Source organism: Gordonia terrae, from assembly GCF_051789125.1.
Lineage (GTDB): Bacteria > Actinomycetota > Actinomycetes > Mycobacteriales > Mycobacteriaceae > Gordonia > Gordonia terrae_A.
The window spans coordinates 4,372,052-4,397,540 of the sequence record NZ_CP196526.1 but is presented as its reverse complement, the minus strand read 5'-3'; the positions used below and the strand labels follow the sequence as shown (position 1 = coordinate 4,397,540).

The window sequence follows — 25,489 nt, the reverse complement described above, 5'->3', positions numbered from 1 at the left end:
TGCCAGGTCCACCGCCCCGGCACGCTACTTGCGGGCGCCCCGCCAGTTCATACCCCACCCGTACGCCTCGTCGACCTTGTCCTGGGCGCCACGGATGTATCGGACCTCGCGATTGAGAACCAGTTCACCACCACGGTTCTCGAACAATGCGATCGCGCACGAGAGCGCCGACTGGTCGGCTTCGTCGAGCCGGACCTCGATCTGCGGGCCACTGACCGGATAGAGGGTGACGACGCCGTTGGCGCCCGCCCAGTTGGGCGTGCCCTCGTAGATGTAGGCGAAGATCAGGATGCGCCGGATCTGGTTGGTCGCGGCGAGGTCGATGTACATGTTCTCGCCGCCGGACCCGGATCGGTCGTCTCCGTCGAGATAGATGATCGGCTGGCCGTCGCGGGGTGCCCGGAACGAATTGCCGAGCGCCTGGACGATGCCCTTGCTGCCGTCGGTGAACTCCCACAGGCAGGCGAGGTCGAGATCGATGCCCTGCGCCTTGCGAAACAGGCCGCCGCCCTTGGAGTTCGAGGTCCAGCTCAGATTGACCCGCACCTGTCCGGTGGTGGCGCCCTGTTTGCTGAGAGAGATGCTGGGAGCGGACTTGGTCAGGGTGATCTTGGACAGCGACACCGGTTGCGCGGGCGGCTGCTGGCCGTAACCCGCCGGGGTGGGCGGTTGCTGTCCGTAACCTGCGGGAGCGGGCGGCTGCTGTCCTGCAGGCGGTTGCGCGGGAGGTTGCGGCGGTTGCGCCTTCGGACGCTTGGTGTAGTCGATTCCCATGTCGGTTTCCTCATCTCATCGGCGGGTGACGCGGGCGGTGTTGGCGCCCAGCGTAGTGGACCGAGGTCACTCGGCGGTCCGGCTCGGCCCGGCCTCCGCACGCGCCGACGGGCCGAACGACGACGCCACGGCGAGGGCTCCCTGGGGCGTCCGTCGGCAACTCGCCACCGCGACATGGCACGGGCGGGGGATGCCCGGCGGGATCCGGTATCCGTCGTCGATCTGATAGCGGGTGTTGGTCACCTTCGCGGTGACGGCGCGCGGGTCCGCGGGATCGTCCGGCGCCGCATCCGGCCGGATGACGACCATCGCCTCGGTCACCCCGGCCGGCCAGTCGAACCGCAGGGTGTCTCCGTCGACGCGGACCGCGGTGATCGCGGGCGGATCGTCTTCTGGGGAACTCGAGCTCGACGCGGTCGGCGCGGGGGTGGCCCGCCCGCCGGCGGAGCCGGAACGCCCGGGCTCCGAGCGCTGGTCCCCGAGCACGGCGGTGACCTCGTAGACGGGCGTGATCGGGCCGACCGGGCCGCCGTCGGACAGTTCGGTCGCCGCCGTACGACCGAGGGTCCGGGCCGAGCCGTCTGCGCCGATCCGCACCACGCGGTAGACCACCGCGGGCGTCGGCGAGGCATCCCAGGACACGGTGGTGCCGTCCCGACCCGTCATGGCGCGCACATTGCGGGGCGGCTCGACGCTGACACGGTCCGCGACGGCGTTGAGTCCCTCGTGGTCGACGATCCGGCGCCGCATCTCGATCACCGCGGCCAGCCTGCCGGTGTCGGCGTCCGCCGTCCGGGCCAGCTCGTCGGCTGCGGCGACCACGGCGCGCGCGGCGTCGAGCAGGGCGTCGAGGTTCCCGTCGGCGCCGCCGGCCCGGTCCACATCGCGTGCCTCGCGGTGCAGCACCTCGAACAGCTCCAGCGCGGCGACGTGGCGGTTGTCGGCGGCGAGTGCCTGCGCACGTCGGTAGTTCTCGAGAGCCTTGTCGGCGACGCGTTCGACCTCGGCGGCGACCGCCGCGACTCGGCGGAGGGCATCGCCATCGTCTCCGGCGGCGGCCCGTGCCTCGGCGACCGCCATGCGTGCCCGGAACGGCAGGCCATCGCGCAGGGCGGCGCGTGCGGCGCGTAGCTCGTTCTCCCACCCTCGGGACGGGGTTTCGACAGGCTCAACCGACGGAGGAGGGGGCTCGACCCTCCCCGGGGGTTCGCCAGCCGCTGTGACCACTCGCGCCCCGAATTCTGTTGCCAGAGTCGCGATCACCCGGCTCGCGTCGCGGGTGCCCAACCCGAGCGCCTTCGCCTCGGCGAGGAGGAACTCGTGGTCACCGGCACCCAGTTCGTCCTCCACCAGCACCGCCGCGCGGACGCGAGGACGCAGGTGTTCGGTCACCTCGTCGACGACGGACTGCCGATACGCCTGCGCGAGTGCGGGATCGGCCAGCAGGACGTCGTTCACGTGCACCAGGAGTTCGTCGATCACGGCCCGCATGCGCCCCGCGGCGAGTTCGCGTGCACGGTCGTTGAGCGCGGCGGCGCGCGACCCGACGAGCGCGAGATCGGCCGCGTCGTCGGTGTCGAGGTGCAGCAACGTGAGCAGGGTCGGGGTGGGTTCGCCGTCGTGGAGGCGGTCGAATTCGGCCAGGAGGTCACCGATCTGGCTGCGTTGCCGCTCGGTCAGAACCGCTGGCGGGGCGGCCGGGGCCGGCGCCGCCGACGGCGGGTCGTCGATGAGCCGGTGTCGTCGGAGCCGCGTGGCGATCTCGGCGGCGGTGAGACCGCCCATGGCTCCGATGTCGTCGAGTCCCTGACGTTTGGACGCCGGGATGCCGCCGTAGCGCTCGTTGAGTCGGGCGATGGCGTTGTCGAGGAGCTCGAACCTCTTCTGGTCGCGCAACTCGCGGCGGGTGCGCACCGCACGCGCCTCGGCGATACGACCGGTCTTGTGCCGCAGCGGGGCCGACCGGACGTCGTGCTCGGCCACCAGGCGCGCGACCAGGACGCGGTATTTGGGGTGGTCCCGTTGCTTCTGCCAGAACGCCCACACCTCGTCGAGGCGCCGGGACACCACGTCGTCACCGAGACGTTCGGCCTCGTCGATGGGGATGTCGTAGAGCTCGAACACATCGGATTCCCCGGCGCCGCCGCGCTTCTCGACCACGGCGAGCACGCGTTTGCGGTAGTCGTTGCCGATGAACGGTTCCATCACACCCCCAGCTCTGCCGTACCGTGCCTCATCGGTCCCGTCGCCGGGACCGGTGCACCTGCTCGAGTTCGCGTTCTACCTCGGATTTCGACAGCGACGCACCGGTTTTCGCGGACAAGGTGAGCGGGATCTGCGCGTCGACGTGGAAGGCCGTAACGTGCAGGACGCCGTCGAAGGCCATCTCGAACGTGACCGACACCTCGCTCCCCTCGTCGTAACCGGGTGGGATGTCGGTGATCGCACCCTCGATGAGGACCTTGGCGTCCTCGGGTCGTGGGGACGCGGCCTGCCCCTGCTGCTCCAGGACGACCAACTCGATGCGCGTCTGGTCGCGGCGCATCGTGCCGAACGAGCGTCGAACCCGGATGGGCAGAGTCTGATTGCGGTGGACGAGCCAGCTGGCCTCGAGCTCGCCGTTGTGACCGTTGACCGCCAGCACGCCGAAGCCCCGGGACACGACGGTGTCCACGGAGATCTCGAGCATGCGCCGGACGCTGCTCACCGGCAGCGCGAACGCCTGCGCCACCCGCGTGCAGGACTCGTCGAGATCCGCCGCGTTGACGGTGTCGAGCCCGCGGTCCTCGCGGAGCCGACCCCGGGTCATGAGGTCGGCACGGACCAGTCGTTCGATCTCCAGTTTCTCGCCGTAGATGGCGGCTCCGCGGGCGACGGCGAGGTCGGGGTCGTCGAGTTCGGGTGACTTGCCCAGTGCCGCAGTCAGCTCGCGCGTCACCATCGGCATCCGCGACGAGCCGCCGACGAGGAGTACCCGGTCGACCGATCCGACCCCGCGCCGCTCGGCCGCTGCCAGACACGACCTGGTGAGTTCTACTGTGCGGGCCAGCAGGGGACGGGTGAGTTCCTCCAGCTCGGCGCGGGTGACGGTGATGACCGACCGCGCGCCGTCGTGCGCCACGATCACCGACGTCGAATCTGATTCGGTGAGTTCGTGTTTCGCCCGTTCGGCGGCCAGGATCAAGGTCTGCGATCCGGCCGAGTCGTCCAGCGGGTCCTCGGCATCGGGGTTCTCGGTGCAGAAGGTACGGGACAGGTGGAGCGCGAGGCGCTCGTCCCAGTCGGCGCCGCCGAGTTGATGGTCGCCGTCGACGGCGAGCACGGTGATGCGGCGGTCGGCGAGCTCGATGACCGTCGCGTCGAAGGTGCCGCCGCCGAGGTCGTACACCAGGACCGTCTCGTCGGGGGTGTCCTTGGCGAAGGGGTCGGTGATCCGGCTGAAGCCGTAGGACAGCGCCGCGGCGATCGGCTCGGACAGCACCGCGGCGACGTCGAGGCCCGCGTAGGTCCCGGCCTGGATGGTCGCGCGGCGCTCCTCGTCGCCGAAATAGGCAGGCACGGTGATGACTGCGCGCTCGACCTGCTCGCCGGCGAAAGCCGCATCGGACATGAGGGATTTCAGGATGAGCGCGGAGATCGCGGGCGCCGACCAGGTCTGCCCGTGAGCCACGAAGCGCCACTGTGCGTCACCCATTCGCCGTTTGACGAGGCTGCACACGTTCTCGGGGTCGAGACGAGCCTGCCGGCGCGCTCCTTCGCCGACGACGTGATCGGTGGCGGAGGTGAGCAGCACGGTCGACGGGGTCGTCGGTGCCCCCATCAGGCCGACGATCACCTCCGGGCGGCCGTCGGCGTCGATCTTCGCCATCGCCGAGTTGGTGGTTCCCAGGTCGATCCCGATTACGCCCACGATCGGGGATGCTAGCAGCGCCGACGGCCTCGTCGACTCGGACGACCGGCCGGGCGCCGGTGATTACGCTGTGGAAATGACGACTTCGGAGGAGCCGACGCCCCGCCAGATCGACGCCCTCGCACAGCTCCGGGAGCAGGTGTCCGACCTCGCCCTCGTGGTGGCGCGCCAGACCCGGACCATCGAACGTCTCGTCGACGCGACGAAGGCCCCGGCCGCAGCGGCCGCCGACACACCGCTCCTCGTCGACCTCTTCGCGCTGCACACCGATGCGTCGACGTGCGCGGCGTCGGCGTCGGATGCGGACCGCCCCGCGTTCGAACTGCTGCGTGCCGGACTCGAGCGGATCATCGCCGGGCGCGGGGGTGTGGTGGTCAGTCCGGTGCCCGGTGTCGAGTTCGACGCCCGGACGATGGAAGCCGTCGACGTCCGGGCGGTGGACGATGCCGCCGCGGATCGCACCGTCGCCGAGTTGTTGCGGCCGGGTTTGCTCGTCGGCGATCGGTCCGTGCGCCCGGCGGCAGTGGTCGTACACCGGCATTTCGTAGCGAAAGATGGCATATAGCACCGTCTTTCGCTACGAAATCGGGTGTCAGGTCGTGGGTGACAACGTCCGCCAGAGGAATTCGTAGGCGAGCGCCGACTTGAATGCGGCCTGCTTGTTGTCCGCTGCGCCGCCGTGGCCGCCCTCGATGTTCTCGTAGTACATGACGTCGTGTCCGGTCTCCTCGAGTCGCGCGACGAGTTTGCGTGCGTGCCCGGGATGGACACGGTCGTCGCGCGTCGAGGTGGTGACCAGGATGGACGGGTATGCCGCGCCTGCCTCGACGTTCTGGTACGGCGAGAACGGCTTCATGAACTCCCACTGTTCGGGGTCGTCGGGGTCGCCGTATTCGGCCATCCACGACGCACCGGCGAGCAGCAGGTGATAACGCTTCATGTCGATCAGCGGCACCTGGCACACCAGGGCGCCGAACAACTCGGGGTAGCGCGTGAGCATCACACCCATCAACAGCCCACCGTTGGAACCGCCCTGGGCGCCGAGCTGTTCGGGTGTCGTCAGGCCGGTGTCGACGAGGGCGCGGGCGACCGCGGCGAAGTCTTCGTAGACCTTGTGCCGCCCGGCTTTCTGGGCCTGGGTGTGCCACGACGGTCCGTACTCGCCGCCGCCGCGGATGTTGGCGATGACGTAGATGCCGCCGCGCTCGATCCAGCTCTGTCCGGCGACCGCGAGGTAACCGGGGGTGAGAGAGTTCTCGAAACCGCCGTAACCGTAGAGAAGCGTCGGACCGGAGGAGACGTCGCGTCGGCGGACCACGAAGTACGGAACCCGGGTGCCGTCGTCTGAGGTGGCGAAATGCTGTTCCGCGGTGACGGTCTCGGAGTCGAAGAAGGACGGGCTGTGCTTGATGACCTGTGGAGCGCCGCCGCTCTCACCGTGCAGCAGGCTCGGTGGGTCGGTGAACGATGACGCCGACCAGAACACCTCGTCGCTCTCGTCGGGGTCGGTGTCGAGCACCGAGACCGTCGCGAGGTCGGGGAGGCCGGGCATGTCGACGACCGTCCACGACCCCAGCTCGCGGACCTCCACCCGGGTGTGTACGTCGTGCAGTAGCACGAGGATGAGATGCGAACGGGTGTAGGCATAGTCGACGAGGCTCGTGTGCGCGTCCGGCGTGAACAGGACCGTGGCCTCCCGGGCGCCCGTCCGGTAGGCCTCGTAGTCGAAGGCCAGCAGGGTGCCGGCGACGTGGGTCGTGCCGTCGACCTCCCATGGTGAGCGCGTCATCACCAGCAGCCAGTTCATGCGCACACCGGCGCTCGCGTCCGTGGGGACGTCGAGCAGTTCGGGCTCACCGTCGCGCAGCTCGTAGTCCAGCGAGTTGAAGAAATCGGTTGCGCGCCCGATGAAGTGGCGCTCGTAACCGGGGGTGCTGTCGTAGACCGCGTGTACGGACACATCGCCGGGCTCGCCCGCGAAGACGGTCACCGCGTCCTCGAGCGGCGTGCCTCGCGTCCAGCGTTTGACCACACGCGGATACCCGGAGTCGGTCAAGGAGCCGTGGCCATCGGGTTGCACGCCGAAATCGGTTCCCACGTAGACGGTGTCGCGGTCGATCCAGCCGACGCTCGACTTGTTCTCGGGCAGCGCGAAGCCGTCGGCGACCCAGGTGCGGGAGGGGATGTCGAACTCGCGGACCACCGACGCGTCGGCGCCGCCGCGCGACAGCGAGATCAGCGCCCGCTCGTACTCGGGCCGCAGCACGGTCGCGCCTGCCCACACCCAGTTCTCGTCCTCCTCACGTGACAGCTCGTCGACGTCGATGAGGACGTCCCACTCGGGTGAGTCGGTGACGTAGGAGTCGAAGGTCGTGCGGCGCCAGAGCCCGCGGGGGTTCGCCGCGTCACGCCAGAAGTTGTACAGATACTCGCCGCGGCGGCGGGCGTAGGGAATGCGGTCGTCGGTGTCGAGGGCGGCCAGGGTGGCGGCCTCGAGCTCCCGGAATCGCTCCGACGCGGTCAGGGCGGCGACGGTGGGCTCGTTGTGCGCGCGAACCCATGACAGCGCAGCGTCGCCGGTGACCTCTTCCAGCCACTGGTGGGGATCGTCGGAATCGGGGGACGTGGCTTCGGGAGAACGGGCGTCGTCGTGCGCGGTCATGGCGTCCAACGTACGCGGGGGAGTGTGGTGTCAGACGTGTGGTCGGTGTCGTTTCGCGCAGGGCGAAGCCATTGCCGGGCGTGGGCGAACGGTCGGTGAACGGCCCGAATCGGCCCCCGGACGCAGGTGCCGCGCGGTATCTTTGCCCGGCGAGGATGAGGAGATCTCTATGGCCCCCGACCAGTCGGTTCCTGTTCGCCACACGGACCACCGGGTGCGCCCGCGCCCGAGATGGGGCCGCCTGCCGATGATCACCTGCACCGCGCTCTCGGTCATCGCGCTCGTCGCCGCCTGCGACAGCGGGTCGTCGGGAACGGGTTCGCCTGCGAGCTCGTCGGCCCTGGTGAATCCGAATGAGGTCGCGGCCCAGCCGCTACCGGCCGGCGCGGTCGACAAGGCGGTGGGTCAGCTCGACGACCTCGTCGGCTCGATCATGGAGTCGACGAAGATCCCGGGTATCGCCGTCGCCGTCGTCTCCGGCGGACAGACCAAGTACGCCAAGGGGTTCGGCGTCCGCGACATCGACACCGGTGACGCGGTCGACGCGAACACCGTCTTCCAGCTCGCCTCCGTGTCCAAATCGGTCGGCTCGACGGTGGTGGGTGCCGCGGTGACCGACAAAACCGTCACCTGGGAGATGCCGATCGTCGAATCGCTGCCGTGGTTCGCACTGGCCGAACCGTACGTCACCCGCACCGTGACCGTGGGCGACATGTACTCGCATCGTTCGGGGCTACCCGACCACGCCGGTGACAAGCTCGAGGACATGGGTTACTCGCGCGACGAGATCCTGCAGCGGATGCGCTTCATGCCGCTCGACCCGTTCCGCATCAGCTACGCCTACACCAACTTCGGCGTGACCGCCGGAGCCGAGGCCGTGGCCGTGAAGGCCGGCAAGGACTGGCCCACGCTGTCGCAGGACCTCGTCTACGGGCCCCTCGGAATGAGCAGCACGAGCTCCCGCTACATCGACTTCGAGAAGAGGCCCGACCGCGCTGTCGGACACGTCAAGGCCGACGGCAAGTGGGTGCAGACACCCATCCCGCGCGATCCCGACGCGCAGAGTCCGGCCGGAGGCGTGAGCTCATCGGTCAACGACATGGCGATCTGGCTGAAGATGGTTCTCGCACAGGGCCAACACGCCGGACAGGAGATCGTCGCCGCCGACGCCCTGCTGCCTGCGGTGTCCTCCCAGGTGATCTCCAATCCGCCCAAGACGCCCGACTCCCGCGCCGGATCGTATGGCTACGGTTTCAACGTCGGCGTGACCGAGGATGCGCGCACTCAGTTCAACCACGCCGGCGCCTTCTCCTCGGGCGCGGGAACCGTGTTCTCGATTCTGCCGTCCGCCGACACCGCCATCGTCGTGCTGTCCAACGCCGCGCCCGTCGGGGCGGTCGACGCGATCGCCGCCGAGTTCATGGACCTGGTCCAGTTCGGTGAGGTCCGCAACGACTGGCGCGACCTCTACGCCAAGGCATATGCGCCGCTGAGCGTCCCGAACGGTGTGCTCGTCGGCAAGCCGCGCCCGACCGATCCGGCACCGGCGCAACCGCTGCCGTCGTACGTGGGCACCTACGCCAATCCGGTCTACGGCCCGGCCGAGGTCGTCGAACGCGACGGCAAGCTGATCCTGGAGATGGGTCCGGGCGGGGTCCGCAAACACGAACTCGCTCACTGGGACGGCAACGACTTCACCTTCACGCTGCTCAACGAGAACGCCGAAGCGGGCACGATCTCCCAGGTCACCTTCGACGGACCGCGGATGACGATCGAGTACTACGACGACGAGGAGAGCAACGGCGAGTTCGTGCGCCGGTGATCGTCAGCTCGCGGCGCCGCCCACGGGTGCGGCGACCGCGAGCGGATCCGGGACCTCACCCGTCCGGATGGGGCAGCGCGTGTGCGTGTAGATCGTCGGCATGCACAGGTTGCAGTGGACGCACTTGGATGTCGTCGTCGGGTCGGCGGCCAGGCGCAGCGGGAGGTCGGGTTCCCGCAACAGCGCGCGCCCCATGGCCACGAAGTCGAAGCCCTCGGCGAGCGCGAGGTCCATCGACGCGCGGTCGGTCACGCCGCCGAGCAGGATGAGCGGCAGATCGACGGCCTTGCGCAGTTCCCGGGCCAGCGGGAGCAGGTAGGCGTCGTGGTAGCGATAGTGCTTGAGGAAGAACGGTGCGAAGGCCTTCAGTCCGTACTTCATCGCGCCGGAGAAGGCGTCGGCGAACTCCTTGCGCGGGGCCTCGCCGTGGAACAGGTACATCGGGTTGAGAAGTGAGCTGCCTGCCGTCGGTTCGATGGCGTCGAGGTGGCCGTCGGACTCCAGCAGCTGCGCGACCTGACATGCCTCGTCGACGTTGAAGCCACTGAGCTTCGCGCGTCCGCGGGCGCGTGCGGTGGGTGAGCGGTCGAGGTCGACGCGACCGACGCCGTCGAACATGTTGAGCTTCACCCAGATCGCGACCTCATCGCCGACCTCCTCGCGCACGCTCTCGACCACCTCGCGGGCGATCCGCGCGCGGTTGACGAGGCTGCCCCCGTATCCGTCGCGCCGGTGGTTCAGCAACGGGGACAGGAAACTGGAGATGAGATAGCTGTGCCCGCAATGGATCTCGAGGCCGTCGAAGCCGGAGTCGACGGCGATGCGTGCGGCCTGCCGGAATTTGATCCGTAGCGCGGCGATGTCGTCGACACCGATCTTGCGCGTCACCGACATCCCCATCGGGGCGGGAATCCGCGACGGTCCGAGCGATCTGGCGCGATTCGACGCCGAGTTGGCGACCGCACCGGCGTGCCCGAGCTGGGCGGCGGCGAGTGCGCCCTCGGAGTGGATGGCGTCGGTGAGGCGGCGTAGCCCCGGCGCGACTTCGGGCCGCATCCACATCTGGTGCCGGTCGGTCCGGCCCTCCGGGGAGATCGCGCAGTAGGCGACCGTGCTCATGGCCACGCCGCCCGCCGCGATCTCCCGGTGGAACTCGATCAGCTCGTCGGTCACGAGGGCGTCGGGGGTCATGCCCTCGAAGGTCGCGCATTTGATCAGACGGTTGCGCAGGGTCAGCGGGCCCAGGCGTGCCGGGCTGAACGGTCCGGCGGTGGGGCTGTCCACGTCGGGTCCTCTCTGTCGGGTGGTGGGTCAGTCGGAGTGCTGCCCGGGCGGCGCGGTGAGGCCGGCGGTCACGAAACCCCGGAGGGAGGCCACCGCCGGGGCGGTCAGCGTCTCGGTGCCGCCGAACCGCAGAAGGATGAGCTGGAAGGCCAGCGCCCAGCGGCGTCGCGCCTCGGTCGCGGTCAGTCCGCGTACCGCCTCGGTGAGCATGTCGGCGAAGGGGTCGAGGTCGAACCAGCGCGACGTCCAGCCCGCGGTCGGGTGAGCGAACACGAACCGGGAGAGCAGGCGCAGGTGCAGGTGGCCGGTGGGGTCGCGCTGCAGGTCGACGAACGGGGACACCACGATGTCGACGATCTCGCCGACCGGGGCGGACGGGTCCAGTGACCCCAGCGGATCGGCCCACAGCGGGCCCAGGCGTGACTCCAGCAACGCGATGGTGAGGTCGTCCTTGGTGCCGAAGTGATAGTGGACGGCGGCCGGGTTCGCGTCGGCGGCCGCGCAGATGGCGCGCACCGACACACGCTCGTAGCCGTCTGCGAGAAACAGGCTCTCGGCGACGGTGAGCAGGGTGTCGCGCGTGGGCATCGGCGTCGAACCGGACCGGCCGGCACCCCGACCCGCGCGGGTGTTCTGGGTCACACTGAGATGAAAGCACAGATCAATCGACGATTCAATCAGTGATTGAAAATGGCGGCAGGCTACCGGCGAGTAGTGGGACGCCCTGCGGCGGGCCACACGCGCGACGTAGGCTGACTGTCGTGGCTGAACACTTTCAAACAGTTGTATTGGGTGCAGGTCCAGGTGGGTACGTAGCCGCGATCCGGTCGGCTCAGCTGGGCATGAAAACCGCCGTCATCGAGGAGAAGTACTGGGGCGGTGTGTGTCTGAACGTCGGATGTATCCCGTCCAAGGCACTGCTGCGCAACGCCGAACTCGCGCACATCTTCAACCATCAGGCCAAGACGTTCGGCATCAGCGGCGACGTCTCCTTCGACTTCGGGGCGGCGTTCGACCGCAGCCGCAAGGTCTCGGAGGGCATCGTCAAGGGTGTCCACTTCCTGATGAAGAAGAACAAGATCACCGAGATCGACGGATACGGCGTGTTCACCGACGCCAAGACGATCAAGGTGGGCGATCGCGAGATCACCTTCGACAACGTCATCATCGATACCGGGTCGACGGTCAAACTGCTCCCCGGCGTCGAACTGTCGGAGAACGTGGTCACCTATGAGGACCAGATCCTCACCCGTGAGCTGCCCGAGTCCATCGTCATCGTCGGTGCGGGCGCGATCGGCATGGAATTCGGTTACGTCCTGGCCAACTACGGCGTGGATGTCACCATCGTGGAGTTCCTCGACCGCGTACTCCCCAACGAGGACGCCGACTCGTCCAAGGCGCTCGCCAAGGAGTACAAGAAACTCGGCATCAAGCTGCTCACCGGCACCCGCGTGCAGTCGGTCACCGACAACGGCGACAGCGTCACCGTCACCTACACCGACGCCAAGGACAAGGACGGCGAGCTCACCGTCGACAAGGTCCTCATGTCGGTCGGTTTCGCCCCGCGCGTCGAGGGTTACGGCCTCGAGAAGACCGGTGTCGAACTCACCGACCGCGGTGCCATCGCGATCGACGACTACATGAGGACCAACGTCGACGGCATCTACGCCATCGGCGACGTGACGGCCAAGCTGCAGCTCGCCCACGTCGCCGAGGCGCAGGGTGTCGTGGCCGCGGAGACCATGGCCGGCGTGGAGACCATGACCCTCGGTGACTACCGGTTCATGCCTCGCGCGACCTTCAGTCAGCCCCAGGTCGCGTCCTTCGGACTCACCGAGGCTCAGGCCAAGGACGAGGGTTACAACGTGAAGGCGACGACCTTCCCGTTCTCCGCCAACGGCAAGGCGCAGGGTCTCGGCGAGACGGCGGGCTTCGTCAAGCTGCTCACCAATGCCGACACCGACGAACTCCTCGGCGGGCACCTGGTGGGCGACAACGTCTCCGAGATGCTCCCGGAGATGACCCTGGCCCACAAGTGGGACCTCACCGCCAAGGAACTCGCCCGCAACGTGCACACCCACCCGACCCTGTCGGAAGCGCTGCAGGAGACGTTCCACGGTGCGATCGGGCACATGATCAACCTGTAGTCGCCAGACCCTTCGTGACGGGGCCTCCGCAAGCTCCGGCCCCTCCTCAGGGAGCAGGACCTCCGCAAGCTCCGGCCCCTCGTCAGGGAGCAGGACCTCCGCAAGCTCCGGCCCCTCGTCAGGGAGCAGGAGATGGCTCTCTGCTCCCTGAGGTGCGAGGAGCGCAAGCGACGAGCCACGAAGGGTCCACGCACTACCCTCGGAACGGTGAGTGCCGCCGAACGTGTCCGTGAGTGGACGCCGCCGTGGCCGCTCGACATCGGGGCGACGGTCGGTCTGCACCGGCGCGGTGCGGGCGACCCCGCCTTCGTCTACGGGCGAGACAGGTCGGTGTGGCGGGCGGCGTACACCCCTGACGGGCCGGGCACGCTGACCGTTCGCTCCGACGGCACGATCGTCACCGGACGTGCCTGGGGGCCGGGGGCGGACTGGTTGCTCGAGCAGATGCCCGACTTCCTCGGGGCGAGTGACGACCCGGGCGCGCTGGTCCCACGCCACCCGGTGGTGAGCGAACTCGTCCGCCGCACCGAGGGATTGCGCCTCGGACGCACCGACCGTGTGTGGGAAGCCCTGGTGCCCGCGATCCTCGAGCAGAAGGTCGTGGGCGCCGAGGCGTTCCGCGCATGGCGGTATCTGTTGCGCCGCTACGGGACTCCCGCACCCGGCCCGGTTCCGGAGTCGATGAGGGTCCCGCCACCCCGGGCGGAGTGGGCCCGCATCCCGAGCTGGGAGTGGCATCGCAGCGGCATCGAACCGGTCCGGATGCGGACGATCCGCGGGGCGACCGCGCTCGACGTCGAACGTCATGTGGCCAAGCTCACCGTGCTGCGCGGCGTCGGTCGGTGGACCGAGGCGGAGGCCCTGTCGCGGGCGCTCGGCGATCCCGACGTCGTCAACGTCGGCGACTATCACATCCCGAAACTGGTGGGCCTCACCCTGATCGGTGAGGCCGTCGACGACGCCGGGATGCTCGAGTTGCTCGAACCCTATGCGGGACAACGACAGCGAATCATCCGGATGGTCACGCGGGGCGGCGTCCGCCCCGAGCGGCGCGGGCCGCGGATGACCATCCGCGACTACCGGTCCTTCTGACCCGCGCTGGGTGCCCCGTTCAGCCTCGAATCGTGAACCGCACGAGGGCGTCCTCGCTCACTTCGAACGGACCTGTGATCCCGTCTTGCGCGCCAATACGTACTGCCCCTGGCCGGTGATCGTCTGTTCGACATCGTCGAGGCCGGTGCGGCGGAGGCGCTCGACGATCTCGTTCTCGTCGAAGATGCGGTATCCGCCGGCTCCGGCGAGCGGTCGGACGCCCGGGAACGACGTGAGTGGCGTCCTCACCGAGGTGAAGACCACGATCTCGCCCCCGGGTGCGGTCACTCGCACCAGTTCGTCGATGACGGGCAGGGGGTCGGGGATGAGGTAGAGCGCGGCCAGGCAGGTGACCACGTCGAAGGTGTTGTCGGCGAAGGGCAATGCGTGGGCGTCACCCCGCAGGAAGGCGGCCCGGTCGACGGCGTTGGTCTGCGCGGCGCGTGCGAGCATCGGTGCGGAGAAGTCGATTCCGATACAACGACCGTCACCGGTGAGTGCGTCGGCGATCTCACGCGTGTAATTGCCTGGACCGCAGGCGACATCGAGGACCAGGCGGTCGCCGGGGCGGGCGAGGTAGGCGCGCAGGGCGCGATCGAAGTCGGCCGTGGACCGGCCGCCCAGACTGAAGAGCCGGGTGAAAGTCGGTCGCCACAGGTGTTCGTAGATCTCCGCGAAATACTCGTTGCGCATCAGGCGCTGAGCGATCGACTCCATGCTAGGTGCGCTCGTCCCGCTGGATGCGCAGGGTGTGAATCGTGGTCGCGAGACTGTCGTATTGGCCGACCAGCAAGGTGAAGCCGATGAGCCGGCGCGCGTCGAGGTGTCTGGTCAGCGCCTGCCACGCGGTGTCGGAGACGTCTTTGGTCTCGACGAGCTCGTCGACCGCTCGCAGGATGGCGCGTTCGCGGTCGCCCCACCCGGCGTCCGGACCCTCCAGAATGCGATCGAACTCCTCTGCGGTGATCCCGGCGCGCCGGCCGAGGCGTCGATGATGGTCGAGCTCGTAGGCGCACTCCCGAAGGTGCGCCACTCGGATGATCACCATCTCGGAGTCCTTGCGCGACAACACTCCGAACGGCATGAGTCGACTGCTGAAGTGCAGCCAGCCGCGGAACAGTCCCTTCGCGCGTCCGAGGGTGGAGAAGATGTGGGCGTCCTCGACGCCCATCACGCGCGCGGCCCCGCGTGCGTAGACGAAATTGATCGGCCCGAGCTCCCGGAAACCACCCGGTGCGACGCGAGGTGTACCCATGGGCCCACGGTAGACTACGCGGACTATGACGCACACCACACGGACGTTCACCAGTGTCGACGAACTCAAGGCCGCGATCGGCGAGGATCTCGGGTCGGGCGAGTGGCTCGAGATCACTCAGGAACGGGTCGATGCCTTCGCCGACGCCACCGGAGATCATCAGTGGATTCATGTCGACCCGGAACGTGCGAAGTCCGGTCCGTTCGGGACGACCATCGCGCACGGATACCTGACGGTGTCGTTGCTGCCGATGATCGCCGGCAAGATCTTCACCGTCGAAGGACCCAAGCTGGTCCTCAACTACGGGATGAACAAGTTGCGCTTCCCCAATCCGGTGAAGGTCGGCGCGCGGATCCGGTCCAACGCGGTCATCACCTCGATCGAGGAGACGCCCAAGGGCGTGAACATGGTCGTCACCAACACCGTGGAGATCGAGGGAGAAACCAAGCCCGCGTGCGTCGCCGAGAACCTCCGCGTCCTCGTCTTCTGATCGGTCCCACCGTTTGCCCGGCCGCTCCGGCGGTCAGCGCCGGCATCCGCTGACCGCCGGCTCGCCGGCCAGGCGTCGGTCGAGCCAGTCCAGCGCGACCGGAAAGCCCAGCAGCGCACCGGTGATGTGCTCTCCGAAGATCTCCCGATAGGCGGCGTTCACTCCGTGAGCGCACTGCTCGCGGAACAACGCCCGGGCGCCCGCTGCGGGGATCCACCATTCGTGGGTGCCGTGGTAGATCAGCAGGGGCGTCGCCGACGCCAGGTCCGACATCCGCGTCAGCCGGTAGATCCGCTCGGCCGTCGGCGACCGGAACGGGTCGGGATCGCTGGACAGCAGTTGCATGGGCAGGAATGTTCCGCCGCCGACCGCGGCGGGGATCACGCACACATTCTTCAGCGGCGACGTCGCAAGCCACCGCGCGGGGCGGTTCGCCAATGCCAGGATCTCCGTGCGTTCCCGCGCGATGCCGAGGGTCGCAGCGTGGAAGAGCCCGGTGGCGAGGTTGGCGTTCATGCTGCCGACAAGCATGCGGAAGTCGGCCGGTACGCCGCCGAGGGCCGCGCCCACGACACGCTCGGCGAGTTCCGGTGCGTACTCGCGCAGCAGTTTGGTCGCGCCGTGTGTGGCTATCGCGCCGCCCGAGTAACCGGTCATCGCGATTCGGCTGCGCCGCAAGGAGTCCGGCTCGACGCGGAGCGCGGCGCGGATGGCGTCGAGTGTCACGTGTCCGGCCAGCACCGGCTCGGCGTAGGCCATCCGGGGTCCCTGGTGATCGGGGATGAGGACTGCGTGTCCGGCCTGCAATGCGAGCTGTGTGGTCGGCGGGATCAGGTCGGTGACACCGGTGGCGATGGAGAAGCCGTGTGCAAGAGTGAAACCCGGCGTGCAGGCAGCGCCCAGGGAGTCGATCGGCAGATTGTTCACCAGCATCGGCATCGGCGTACGAGCCGCGTGTCGCGGGATCAGCAGGGTCGCCGTGCCGTAGACCGGTGCGCCGTGTGCGTCGGTGCTGCGGAACTTCAGCAGTGTGGCCGAGCGGAGGGGTACGGTCACCACCGGTCCGGACGATCCCGTGACGTCGCGCGTGGCGATCAGCTCACCCGGGGTGTATCCGCCGAGCCCGGCCGGCCACCGGTCGAACATCGGGTCGCCGGTGGGTGAGGGCAGGATCGCTTCCCGCAATTCCAGTGTGCGATGGCCGAAGCCGGCGGACTGCGCACGCCGGGGAATGGACTCGAGACGGGGGACCGGCGGATCGGGGATGGCGCTGTCGGCGAAGTCGGCCAGCGGCGGTGGGACCGCCATCATGTTGGGTGGGTCGCCGGAAGCGGATCCGGCGCAGGCGACGCCGAGCGTCGCCGACAGGCAGGCGCCGATGATGGTGGACGCCCAGCGGCCCGTGAGCCTGCGGCGCCGTCGGTGCGAGTCACCCGTCATCGGACACCTCCGCGTGGCGGCCGCGTCGTCGCGTCCGCTCACCTCCGCAGACTAGGACAGCCGACTGGGTCGATCGACCAATCCGACCCGACGGTGTCCGGTCCGCAATCGAAATGTGATGTGTGCCATAGCCTCACCGTCGACGCTGGAAGACGTGTAGTTCGTTCGGGTGAAGATCCGAGGCGGGCTGCAGCCGGACTCCAGCCCGTCTAGCATCAAGCGGGTTCGTGTATGAGCTCGAGCCAGGCTGCCCAGCGGGGGTGCGCCGACCCTGGATCGCTGATGTGACAGGAGAGTTGGCGATGCCGATGTGGGGAAGCCGGCGGCGGTGGACGTTGCGGGTGATGACCGGTGCAGGTCTGGCGCTGACGATGATGATCGGTGCCGTGGGAGTCCCGTCCGTGGTACGTGCCGAGCCGCCGAACCTCGGTCCGGTCCCCTCGCAGATCCCCGAGGGCATCGACGCCGTGGTGCCGGCGCCACCGGTGAAAGCGTTGCGACACATACCCGCTCGCGCGGTGACTCCCGGAGCCTCCCGCGAGGTGCAGGAACTCCGCGAGGCGATCATGCCCTCGCCGAGCGGCGACCGGTTCTTCGATGACTGGCCGGGCGACCTCGCGAGCCGTGCGCCCGGAGACGTCATCGCCACGCGCGACGTCATCCGCGCGACGCAACTGTTGATGACTGTTCCGTTGCGGTCGGCTCGCCAGATCAAGTTCCGTAGCGTCGATGCCGCCGGACGGCCGATCTTCGGTACCGCGACCCTGCTCGTCCCCGCCAAGGCATGGAAGGGGCCTCGCCCGCGTCCGGTGCTGATCCACAACTCGCCGATCGTCGCGCTGGGTACGAAATGCACGCCCGGCTACACGCTGGCCCACGGGTACCACGCCGACACCAACATCACCGACCTCATCCCGCCGTTCGCGCAGTTGGCGCTCGATCGCGGTTACGCGGTGATCGTGCCCGACCACACCGGCCCCCGAATGGCCTACGCCGAACCGTACGTCGCGGCGCACGTCATCATGGACTCGGTGCGTGCGGCGGGCCGGCTCGACCCCGACGACTTCGCCCGCGGCCCGATCGCCCTCCACGGGTACTCCGGGGGTGCCATCGCGACGAACGCCGCGGCGAAGCTCGCCCACGGTTACGCGCCGGAGCAGGCCGGGCGGATCGTCGGCGCCGCATATGGAGGTGTTCCGGCCGACTACCGTTCCCTCGCCGGCGCGATGAACGCCAACCTCGCCTCGGGAGTGTTCCACGCCGCCATGCTCGGTGTGGCGCGCGAGCGTCCCGAAGTGCTCACCATGGCCAACAACGCCGCACGCTGGCTCGCGACGTCCCCGATGCGCGACCTGTGCACCTCCGGCATGGGCATTCTGGGTGTCTCGCACATGCCCACCCAGCTCCTGTCGAACGACCCCGATCCCTACCACTCGCCCCTTGCCGAGCGGTTGTTCGAGATCACGTCGATGAAGGAATTCCGGGCGACGATGCCGGTGCGCATCTATCACGGAACCTATGAGTGGTGGATCCCGGCGACCCAGGCGCGCGCACTGTTCGCAGAGCAGTGCGCGCTCGGGGCATCGGCGTCGTACCGCGAGTATCCGGCCGAGCACATGACCGGGATCTTCGCGGCGCTCCCGGACACATTGACCTGGCTGGATGATCGTCTGCGCGGGGTTCCTGCGCAGGACGAATGCCGCCGTTGATCAGGAAGGGCGATTCTCGGTCAGGCTCATGTACGGCGAGACGCTGCTGCTGTGCTCGTCGATACGAAGGGACGCGCCGAGTGCCGGGAAGGCGCGCTGGGCACAGTTGGTCCGTTCGCAGACGCGACAACCGGCACCGATCGGCGTGACATGCGCCTGCGGGCCGATCTCCAGGCCGTCGGAGTAGATCACCCGGGCGGCATGGCGCAGTTCGCATCCCATCCCTATCGCGAAGGTCTTGCCGGGCTGGCCGTAGCGGGTGGCCCGGCGCTCGACGGTTCGTGCGACCCAGAAGTAGTTACGACCGTCGGGCATCTCGGCGATCTGCGTGATGATCTTGCCCGGATAGGCGAACGTCTCGTAGACGTTCCACAGCGGACACGTGCCGCCACTCGACGAGAAGTGGAAACCGGTGGCCGACTGACGTTTCGACATGTTGCCGGCCCGGTCCACGCGGACGAACGACCAGGGTATGCCGCGGAGGTTGGGCCGTTGCAGGGTCGACAGGCGGTGACAGACGGTCTCGTAGGAGACGGCGTAGAACGCCGAGAGGCGCTCGATGTCGTACCGGAAATCCTCTGCGGCACCATGGAATTGGCCATAGGGGAGGACGACGGCCGCGGCGAAGTAGTTGGCCAGACCCAGGAGTCCGAGGGCCCGGGCGTCGGCACTGCTGAAGTTCGCCTCGTCGACCAGTTTGTCGAGCAGGTCCTGGTACTCCAGGTAGCAGAGTTCGCCGGCGAGTTTGAAGGTGCGCTGTCCCGCCGAGAGGGAGGCGGAGAACTCGAGGCGTCGTTGTTCGCGGTTGAAACGGTGCAGCGTGTAGTCACCGAGGTCCACGCGGCGAACGATGCTGATGCCGTGGACGTTCTCGATGCGGTTCGTGATCTCGCGCCTGATGTCCGCCGAGTGCATGCGCATCCGCGCGGTCATCTCCTCGGCGGCGACGTCGAGTTCGTGGATGTAGTTGCGGCGCTGGTAGAAGTAGTCGCGCACCTCCTCGTGTGGGGCGCTGATCGTTCCGCGCATGCTGCGGTCACCTCGCTCGTCGGTGGCCGCGGCGAGCTGGTCGGTCGCGACGCGGTACCGCCGGTGCAGGTTCACCATCGCCTGCGCCATCTCCGGGTGCGCGGCGACCATGGCGCTGATTCCCTGCGCGTCGAGTGCACCGGGGGAGGCCTCGAGGTCGTCGTCGAGCAGTGCCTCACGCAGTTCGGCGACGAGCCGGACATCGTCCTGCGAGTCGAAGAACCCGGCGTCGACACCGAACGCCTCGGTGATCTTGTGCAGCACCGACGCGGTCAGCGGCCGGGCGTCGTGTTCGATCTGGTTGAGGTAGGACGCCGAGATCGACAGTGTCTGCGCGAGCGCGACCTGCGACAACCCGCGCTCCGACCGTAGCTGCCGCAGTCGCGACCCGACATAGGTCCGGCTCATCACGCGCCTTTCGAACCGGTGCTCGTGCACCGAGGGTCGTCCGATATGGGGATGACCACAGGGTACGGTGGCCGCGTGCGCACTCCCGCCGGCCGACGCCGTCCCGTAGCGACGGTGTGCCGGCCGATCGTCGCGGTGACCCTCGCCGTCGCCCTCGCCGTCGCCCTCGCCGGCGCAGTGGCCGGATGTGCCGGCGATCCGGTCAGTGCGCCTGCGCCACGGGGCCCGGCGGACATGGTTCTGTCCGCGGCGGATCTGCCGCCCGGTTTCACCGCGGCACCGCTGTCGGTGAGCGACCTGGTCGCGGGCAACAAGGGTGCCATCGACGCCGCGGAGTCCGCCCGGGTCACCCCGGAGTTCTGCCGGCCCACCGCCGATGCGGCTCTGAACCCGCAACTGTCCGCGGACAACTCGGCCGTGCTGGCCGCGCGCGACGGAGACACCGCCAACCTCGTCGAAGTGGTCACGACCGTCCGGCGCGATGTCGATGCCGACCGGCTCACCACCACCGGTAGGTGCTCGCTTACGACGACCGAGATCACCCGCGGGAATCTGGCCGGGACCCGCGTGTCGACCGAGTACGCCGAAGTGGCGCCGCCGGAGATCGCGGGCGGGTTGCTGGCCGGCGAACAGATGCTGCTCACCCGGTCCGAGGTGACCACGACGCTTCCCGACGGCGGTGTCCGACGCCAGGTCGGGTTCGCCGGATACGCCGTTCTCGACCGTCCCGCCTCGGGCCCGGCGACCGTCCAGCTGACGGTGACCGGCGCGCCGACGCCCGCGACCGAACCCCCGACCGAACCGGCCGAGCCGATCGATGCCGCGGGATTCACGCGACTCTTCGACGCGGCCGTCGAACACGTCACGACTCCCTGAATCACCCGCACGGCCGACCACATCCGGTCGAAGCGCCCTGTGAAGCACGTCACCATGAGGCGGCGACCGGTTCGATGGGAACTCGACGGGGGTCCGAGCGGACCGCAGTCCGCGAACATACTCGCGAGTAGGAAATCCCAGTACGGACGTACTTTTTTGCTCGATCGCCATGCAGTTTCACAGAGTAATATTCGCAAACTTTGCAACACCCGGGCGAAAAATAGCCCACATTTACACCTCGTGAGGGTTGGACCTGCAGGTTTGTTGTATGGCACCCTTGCTTCAGGCACCACCGACCCAGAGACGGAGGGTTCGCAAACCGGCCGAGAATGTAGCCGCTTGCGAATCTCGACCCTTCGTCACGCACGTCGGCTGTCTGTCAGCAGAGAGGCTCCGGCGGCGCGCCGGGCCGGTCGCCCCGTCCGACACGGTCGGGACGAGCAGGACAACGAAAGCGAAGTAGCCAATGAGCAACGTCGGAAAGCCCCGCACCGCCGCGGAAATCCAGCAGGACTGGGACACCAACCCGCGCTGGAAGGGCATCACGCGCGACTACAGCGCCGAGCAGGTCGCCGAGCTCCAGGGTTCGGTCGTCGAGGAGCACACCCTCGCCCGCCGTGGCGCCGAGATCCTCTGGGACGGCGTGACCAAGGGTGACGGCAGCTACATCAACGCACTGGGCGCCCTCACCGGCAACCAGGCCGTGCAGCAGGTCCGCGCCGGCCTGAAGGCCGTGTACCTCTCGGGTTGGCAGGTCGCCGGTGACGCGAACCTGTCCGGCCACACCTACCCCGACCAGTCGCTGTACCCGGCCAACTCGGTCCCCAGCGTCGTGCGTCGCATCAACAACGCGCTCCTGCGCGCCGACGAGATCGCCCGCGTCGAGGGTGACGACAGCGTCGACAACTGGGTCGTGCCGATCGTCGCCGACGGCGAGGCCGGCTTCGGTGGCGCACTCAACGTGTACGAGCTGCAGAAGGCCATGATCGCCGCGGGTGCCGCCGGTACCCACTGGGAGGATCAGCTCGCCTCGGAGAAGAAGTGCGGCCACCTCGGTGGCAAGGTGCTCATCCCCACCCAGCAGCACATCCGCACCCTGAACTCGGCTCGTCTGGCCGCTGACGTCGCCGGTGTCCCCACCGTCGTCATCGCGCGCACCGACGCCGAGGCCGCGACGCTGATCACCTCGGACGTCGACGACCGCGACAAGCAGTTCGTCACCGGTGAGCGCACCGCCGAGGGCTACTACCACGTGAAGAACGGCATCGAGCCGTGCATCGAGCGTGCGAAGTCCTACGCTCCCTACGCCGACATGATCTGGATGGAGACCGGTACCCCCGATCTCGAGCTGGCTCGCAAGTTCGCCGAGGCCGTCAAGTCCGAGTTCCCCGACCAGCTGCTGTCGTACAACTGCAGCCCGTCGTTCAACTGGAGCAAGCACCTCGACGACAGCACCATCGCGAAGTTCCAGAACGAGCTCGGCGCCATGGGCTTCACCTTCCAGTTCATCACGCTGGCCGGCTTCCACTCGCTGAACTACGGCATGTTCGACCTGGCCTACGGTTACGCCCGCGAGCAGATGACCGCCTTCGTCGACCTGCAGAACCGCGAGTTCAAGGCTGCCGACGAGCGCGGCTTCACCGCCGTCAAGCACCAGCGTGAGGTCGGCGCCGGCTACTTCGACAACATCGCCACCACCGTCGACCCGAACACGTCGACCGCGGCGCTGAAGGGTTCCACTGAAGAGGGCCAGTTCCACTAGGAACTCGACCGCCTCTCCGTGATCTCGGCGAACCGGTCAGGCGGTCCGCGGCTTTCGCTGCGGGCCGCCTGCTGGCGTATCCAGGGCTTGGTTCGTACCGGGTAGTTACCCGTGTTCTCACGAAATCAGTTGTCGCTGAGAACTTTCCACTAGGAGCCGACAATGACAAGCCAGCAGATCTCCCGCGTCGGCGTGGTGGGGGCAGGGCAGATGGGTGCGGGGATCGCCGAGGTGTGTGCGCGCGCCCACGCAGATGTGCTCGTCTACGAGTTCACGAGAGAACTCGCCGCCGCCGGGCGTGATCGGGTGCTGCGGTCGCTCGACCGAGGGGTGTCGAGTGGCAAACTGACCCCGCGTGAGCGCGAACAGGCATCGTCGCGCCTCCGATTCACCTCCGACCTCGGCGATTTCGCCGACCGTCAGCTCGTCTGCGAGGCCGTCGTCGAGGACGAGGCCATCAAGACCGGGATCTTCACCGAGCTCGACAAGGTCGTCCGGGACCCGGAGGCGGTGCTCGCCTCCAACACCTCCTCGATCCCGATCATGAAGCTGGGCATGGCAACTCAGAATGCCTCGCGCGTGATCGGACTGCATTTCTTCAACCCGGTGCCGGTGCTCCCGTTGGTCGAGCTCGTCACGACACTCCTGACCACCCCGGAGGTCGGTGAGCGGGCCGAGGCCTTCGCGCACGACGTCTTGGGCAAGCAGGTCGTGCGTTCGGCCGATCGCTCCGGGTTCGTGGTGAACGCGCTCCTGGTTCCCTACCTGCTGTCGTCCATCCGCATGGTGGAGAGCGGGTTCGCGACGGTCGACGACATCGACAAGGCCATGGTCCTCGGGTGTGCTCATCCGATGGGGCCGCTCAAACTGGCCGATCTCGTGGGTCTCGACACGGTCAAGGCCATCGCCGACAAGATGTACGAGGAGTTCAAGGAACCCCTCTATTCGCCTCCTCCGCTGCTGCTGCGCATGGTCGAGGCCGGACGTCTCGGCAAAAAAGCAGGCCAGGGCTTCTATCAGTACGCCTGACGGCGCCCGGATCGTCGCATCCGGCGTGAGCTGGGTCACGAGTGTTAGCAAGATGCTTGCATTTGCTAGCACTTCGTGGATACTGGAATACGGAAACACCAATACCGATGGCGCCGCGGTTCTCTTTTCTCGCGCGGTGACAAGCCTGAGACCAATCGGCTTGCGACACCGGACGTTTCGAGGCGACAGGCGGCAGAACTTCCCGACATGCGCCCGGCGACGATGCCGAGAACAGCGAGACCGCATGTGCTGCAGCGCGATTGGTGAATCGAACAAAGGAGTCCAGCGTGACCACCACCGAACGTAACTATGCCCCTCTCTATGCCGCGGTCGGCGCCGGCGACTTCGCCTACGCGCAGGTCACCGAGAAGCTCACCGAGCTCCGCGAGCGCACCGAGGCGGCCGCCGAGACCGCGCAGTCGCGCTTCGAGGCCCGCTACACCGAGACCAAGACGCTGATCAACGAGCTGCCCGAGACCGCGCAGTCGCGTCTCGACGAGGCCAAGACCCGTATCAGCTCGTTGTCCGAGGAGGTCCCCGGCGATCTCGACGAGCTTCGCGGCAAGTTGACCGCAGACGAGCTCAAGAAGCTCGCCGACCCCTACGTGGAGAAGGCGTACGGCCTGTACACCTCGCTCGCCGAGCGTGGCGAGGCCACCCTCGAGCGCCTGCGCACCAAGCCGGTCGTCCAGGAGAACCTGTCGCGGGCCGAGAAGGTCTACAACGACGCGGTCGACCTGACCGAGGACGCCCTGGGCGTCGTCTCCACCCAGACCCGTCTCGTCGGCGACCGTGCCGCGAAGCTTGCCGGTCGCGTCAGCGAAGAGGTCGAGGACGTCGCCGTCGCGATCGAGGAAGCCGGCAGCAACGTCAAGGAGCAGGCCGACGACGCCGCCAAGGAGATCGACGGCGCCGCAGGCACCGTCGAGGCCAAGGGCCGCGCCGCCAAGTCCTCGCCGGCCAAGAAGGTCGCCGAGGCCAAGGACACCTCCGTGCCCGCGGTCAAGAAGACCGCCGCGAAGAAGGCGCCCGCCAAGAAGGCTCCCGTCAAGAAGCCGACCACCGCGAAGTAGTCTCTGACGCAGTCGAACCCGACGCCCTCGCCATTGTGCGGGGGCGTCGGTCGTTTCGGTGCCTGATGCCGGCGAAAGGCACCCAGCTCAGCGTGTCGCCGGTTTCGGACGTCGCATGAAGCGGCTGTGCTCGGCGCTCGGCAAGAAGTAGTCACCTTGACCGCCCGCTCGCAGCAGCGGCCGCGCACCGGCGGTGTCGAAGGTCTCGTCCGCACGCAGGTGGTCGGTGGCGATGTGGACCTTGACCACCTCGCCGAGGACCATCCAGGTGTCGACCCGGTCCCCGGCCGCCGTGCGCAATCGGAACGAGTCGCTCACCCGGCACTCGAAGCTCACCGGGCTCTCCGCGACGCGCGGCGCGGAGACGAGGTCTGACGCCAGGGGGGTCAGCCCCGCGACCTCGAATTCGTCCTCGCCTGCCGGGACCGCAGCCGAGGTCGCATTCATCTTCTCGCCGAGGTCGTCGGTGGCGAGGTTCCACACGAACTCGCCTGACGCGGTGGAGTTGGCGACGGTGTCCTTGTAACCGACACTCGCGAATCCGACGATCGGCGGGGTGTAGTTGAACAGGTTGAAGAAGCTGTAGGGCGCCAGGTTGCGTACCCCGTCCGCGGACACGGTCGAGATCCAACCGATGGGCCGGGGTGCGACGATCGCGTTCATCGGATCGTGGGACAACCGGTGTCCCTGCAGCGGCTCGTAGGAGTGGTACGTCGTCACCGTCGGT

At 68.1% G+C, this 25,489-nt stretch carries 21 protein-coding genes; 10 read left to right on the top strand and 11 right to left on the bottom strand.

Going from position 1 to position 25,489, the window contains the following annotated elements; genetic code table 11:
* Positions 1-24 precede the first annotated feature (24 nt).
* From ACSUZC_RS19870 to ACSUZC_RS19860, 3 genes are all read right to left on the bottom strand, one after another.
* A complete protein-coding gene (locus tag ACSUZC_RS19870) occupies positions 25-774 on the bottom strand; it encodes a TerD family protein (RefSeq protein ID WP_439030174.1) in 750 nt (249 codons plus the stop codon).
* 66 nt (positions 775-840) lie between these two features.
* The gene (locus tag ACSUZC_RS19865; protein WP_439030173.1) at positions 841-2,979 is read right to left on the bottom strand and encodes an Ig-like domain repeat protein; all 2,139 of its coding nucleotides are present in this window, start codon (positions 2,977-2,979) and stop codon (positions 841-843) included.
* Between the two features lie 28 nt (positions 2,980-3,007).
* Positions 3,008-4,684, bottom strand: a complete 1,677-nt coding sequence (locus ACSUZC_RS19860; protein WP_439030172.1) for an Hsp70 family protein — start codon at positions 4,682-4,684, stop codon at positions 3,008-3,010.
* Between the two features lie 76 nt (positions 4,685-4,760).
* Between ACSUZC_RS19860 and grpE the strand changes: the two genes are divergently transcribed.
* Positions 4,761-5,249, top strand: a complete 489-nt coding sequence (grpE, locus tag ACSUZC_RS19855) for a nucleotide exchange factor GrpE (RefSeq protein ID WP_439030171.1) — start codon at positions 4,761-4,763, stop codon at positions 5,247-5,249.
* 27 nt (positions 5,250-5,276) lie between these two features.
* Here grpE and ACSUZC_RS19850 read toward each other — a convergent pair whose 3' ends face one another.
* Positions 5,277-7,346, bottom strand: coding sequence for a prolyl oligopeptidase family serine peptidase (locus ACSUZC_RS19850; protein ID WP_439030170.1), 2,070 nt, complete (start codon positions 7,344-7,346; stop codon positions 5,277-5,279).
* A 247-nt stretch (positions 7,347-7,593) separates the two neighbouring features.
* On the opposite strand from ACSUZC_RS19850, the gene ACSUZC_RS19845 reads away from it, so the two are divergent.
* Positions 7,594-9,168, top strand: a complete 1,575-nt coding sequence (locus tag ACSUZC_RS19845; protein WP_439033185.1) for a serine hydrolase — start codon at positions 7,594-7,596, stop codon at positions 9,166-9,168.
* A gap of 3 nt (positions 9,169-9,171) precedes the next feature.
* Here the strand turns inward: ACSUZC_RS19845 and ACSUZC_RS19840 are convergent, their stop codons facing one another.
* On the bottom strand, positions 9,172-10,452 hold the full coding sequence (locus ACSUZC_RS19840; protein WP_439030169.1) for an NADH:flavin oxidoreductase: 1,281 nt from the start codon (positions 10,450-10,452) through the stop codon (positions 9,172-9,174).
* A 27-nt stretch (positions 10,453-10,479) separates the two neighbouring features.
* The gene (locus tag ACSUZC_RS19835; protein WP_439030168.1) at positions 10,480-11,094 is read right to left on the bottom strand and encodes a TetR/AcrR family transcriptional regulator; all 615 of its coding nucleotides are present in this window, start codon (positions 11,092-11,094) and stop codon (positions 10,480-10,482) included.
* A 119-nt stretch (positions 11,095-11,213) separates the two neighbouring features.
* Here ACSUZC_RS19835 and lpdA point away from each other — a divergent pair, with 119 nt between their 5' ends.
* Positions 11,214-12,599, top strand: a complete 1,386-nt coding sequence (lpdA, locus tag ACSUZC_RS19830; RefSeq protein ID WP_439030167.1) for a dihydrolipoyl dehydrogenase — start codon at positions 11,214-11,216, stop codon at positions 12,597-12,599.
* A 207-nt stretch (positions 12,600-12,806) separates the two neighbouring features.
* On the top strand, positions 12,807-13,691 hold the full coding sequence (locus tag ACSUZC_RS19825) for a DNA-3-methyladenine glycosylase family protein (RefSeq protein WP_439030166.1): 885 nt from the start codon (positions 12,807-12,809) through the stop codon (positions 13,689-13,691).
* A gap of 57 nt (positions 13,692-13,748) precedes the next feature.
* On the opposite strand, the gene ACSUZC_RS19820 is transcribed toward ACSUZC_RS19825, so the two are convergent.
* Positions 13,749-14,408: a class I SAM-dependent methyltransferase gene (locus ACSUZC_RS19820; RefSeq protein WP_439030165.1), complete on the bottom strand. Its 660-nt coding sequence runs from the start codon at positions 14,406-14,408 to the stop codon at positions 13,749-13,751.
* A 1-nt stretch (position 14,409) separates the two neighbouring features.
* Positions 14,410-14,946, bottom strand: coding sequence for a carboxymuconolactone decarboxylase family protein (locus ACSUZC_RS19815; RefSeq protein ID WP_439030164.1), 537 nt, complete (start codon positions 14,944-14,946; stop codon positions 14,410-14,412).
* 25 nt (positions 14,947-14,971) lie between these two features.
* Between ACSUZC_RS19815 and ACSUZC_RS19810 the strand changes: the two genes are divergently transcribed.
* Positions 14,972-15,436: a MaoC family dehydratase gene (locus tag ACSUZC_RS19810; RefSeq protein WP_238421847.1), complete on the top strand. Its 465-nt coding sequence runs from the start codon at positions 14,972-14,974 to the stop codon at positions 15,434-15,436.
* 33 nt (positions 15,437-15,469) lie between these two features.
* Here ACSUZC_RS19810 and ACSUZC_RS19805 read toward each other — a convergent pair whose 3' ends face one another.
* Positions 15,470-16,747 carry a lipase family protein gene (locus tag ACSUZC_RS19805; RefSeq protein WP_439033184.1) on the bottom strand — a complete coding sequence of 426 codons (1,278 nt, stop codon included), beginning with the start codon at positions 16,745-16,747 and terminating at the stop codon, positions 15,470-15,472.
* Positions 16,748-17,220: 473 nt separating this feature from the next.
* On the opposite strand from ACSUZC_RS19805, the gene ACSUZC_RS19800 reads away from it, so the two are divergent.
* Positions 17,221-18,585, top strand: coding sequence for a lipase family protein (locus tag ACSUZC_RS19800; RefSeq protein ID WP_439030163.1), 1,365 nt, complete (start codon positions 17,221-17,223; stop codon positions 18,583-18,585).
* Here ACSUZC_RS19800 and ramB read toward each other — a convergent pair whose 3' ends face one another.
* Positions 18,586-20,022, bottom strand: coding sequence for an acetate metabolism transcriptional regulator RamB (gene ramB / locus ACSUZC_RS19795; protein ID WP_439030162.1), 1,437 nt, complete (start codon positions 20,020-20,022; stop codon positions 18,586-18,588). It lies immediately after the preceding gene.
* A gap of 51 nt (positions 20,023-20,073) precedes the next feature.
* Here ramB and ACSUZC_RS19790 point away from each other — a divergent pair, with 51 nt between their 5' ends.
* From ACSUZC_RS19790 to ACSUZC_RS19775, 4 genes are all read left to right on the top strand, one after another.
* Positions 20,074-20,898: a hypothetical protein gene (locus ACSUZC_RS19790; protein WP_439030161.1), complete on the top strand. Its 825-nt coding sequence runs from the start codon at positions 20,074-20,076 to the stop codon at positions 20,896-20,898.
* A 466-nt stretch (positions 20,899-21,364) separates the two neighbouring features.
* Positions 21,365-22,660, top strand: a complete 1,296-nt coding sequence (gene aceA, locus ACSUZC_RS19785) for an isocitrate lyase (RefSeq protein ID WP_439030160.1) — start codon at positions 21,365-21,367, stop codon at positions 22,658-22,660.
* 162 nt (positions 22,661-22,822) lie between these two features.
* Positions 22,823-23,689 carry a 3-hydroxybutyryl-CoA dehydrogenase gene (locus tag ACSUZC_RS19780; RefSeq protein WP_439030159.1) on the top strand — a complete coding sequence of 289 codons (867 nt, stop codon included), beginning with the start codon at positions 22,823-22,825 and terminating at the stop codon, positions 23,687-23,689.
* A gap of 287 nt (positions 23,690-23,976) precedes the next feature.
* A complete protein-coding gene (locus ACSUZC_RS19775) occupies positions 23,977-24,762 on the top strand; it encodes a heparin-binding hemagglutinin (protein WP_439030158.1) in 786 nt (261 codons plus the stop codon).
* An 87-nt stretch (positions 24,763-24,849) separates the two neighbouring features.
* Here ACSUZC_RS19775 and ACSUZC_RS19770 read toward each other — a convergent pair whose 3' ends face one another.
* Entirely contained in the window at positions 24,850-25,482 is a 633-nt protein-coding gene (locus tag ACSUZC_RS19770; protein WP_439030157.1) for a flavin reductase family protein, read from the bottom strand.
* Between the last annotated feature and the right edge of the window lie 7 nt (positions 25,483-25,489).

Coding starts and splice junctions, on each gene's coding strand:
- grpE (WP_439030171.1), top strand. CDS start 4,761: ATGACGACTTCGGAGGAGCCGACGCCCCGCCAGATCGACGCCCTCGCA.
- ACSUZC_RS19845 (WP_439033185.1), top strand. CDS start 7,594: ATGATCACCTGCACCGCGCTCTCGGTCATCGCGCTCGTCGCCGCCTGC.
- ACSUZC_RS19870 (WP_439030174.1), bottom strand. CDS start 774: ATGGGAATCGACTACACCAAGCGTCCGAAGGCGCAACCGCCGCAACCT.
- ramB (WP_439030162.1), bottom strand. CDS start 20,022: ATGAGCCGGACCTATGTCGGGTCGCGACTGCGGCAGCTACGGTCGGAG.
- ACSUZC_RS19865 (WP_439030173.1), bottom strand. CDS start 2,979: ATGGAACCGTTCATCGGCAACGACTACCGCAAACGCGTGCTCGCCGTG.
- ACSUZC_RS19790 (WP_439030161.1), top strand. CDS start 20,074: ATGACCACAGGGTACGGTGGCCGCGTGCGCACTCCCGCCGGCCGACGC.
- ACSUZC_RS19805 (WP_439033184.1), bottom strand. CDS start 16,747: ATGATGGCGGTCCCACCGCCGCTGGCCGACTTCGCCGACAGCGCCATC.
- aceA (WP_439030160.1), top strand. CDS start 21,365: ATGAGCAACGTCGGAAAGCCCCGCACCGCCGCGGAAATCCAGCAGGAC.
- ACSUZC_RS19815 (WP_439030164.1), bottom strand. CDS start 14,946: ATGGGTACACCTCGCGTCGCACCGGGTGGTTTCCGGGAGCTCGGGCCG.
- ACSUZC_RS19780 (WP_439030159.1), top strand. CDS start 22,823: ATGACAAGCCAGCAGATCTCCCGCGTCGGCGTGGTGGGGGCAGGGCAG.
- ACSUZC_RS19850 (WP_439030170.1), bottom strand. CDS start 7,346: ATGACCGCGCACGACGACGCCCGTTCTCCCGAAGCCACGTCCCCCGAT.
- ACSUZC_RS19820 (WP_439030165.1), bottom strand. CDS start 14,408: ATGGAGTCGATCGCTCAGCGCCTGATGCGCAACGAGTATTTCGCGGAG.
- ACSUZC_RS19800 (WP_439030163.1), top strand. CDS start 17,221: ATGACCGGTGCAGGTCTGGCGCTGACGATGATGATCGGTGCCGTGGGA.
- ACSUZC_RS19810 (WP_238421847.1), top strand. CDS start 14,972: ATGACGCACACCACACGGACGTTCACCAGTGTCGACGAACTCAAGGCC.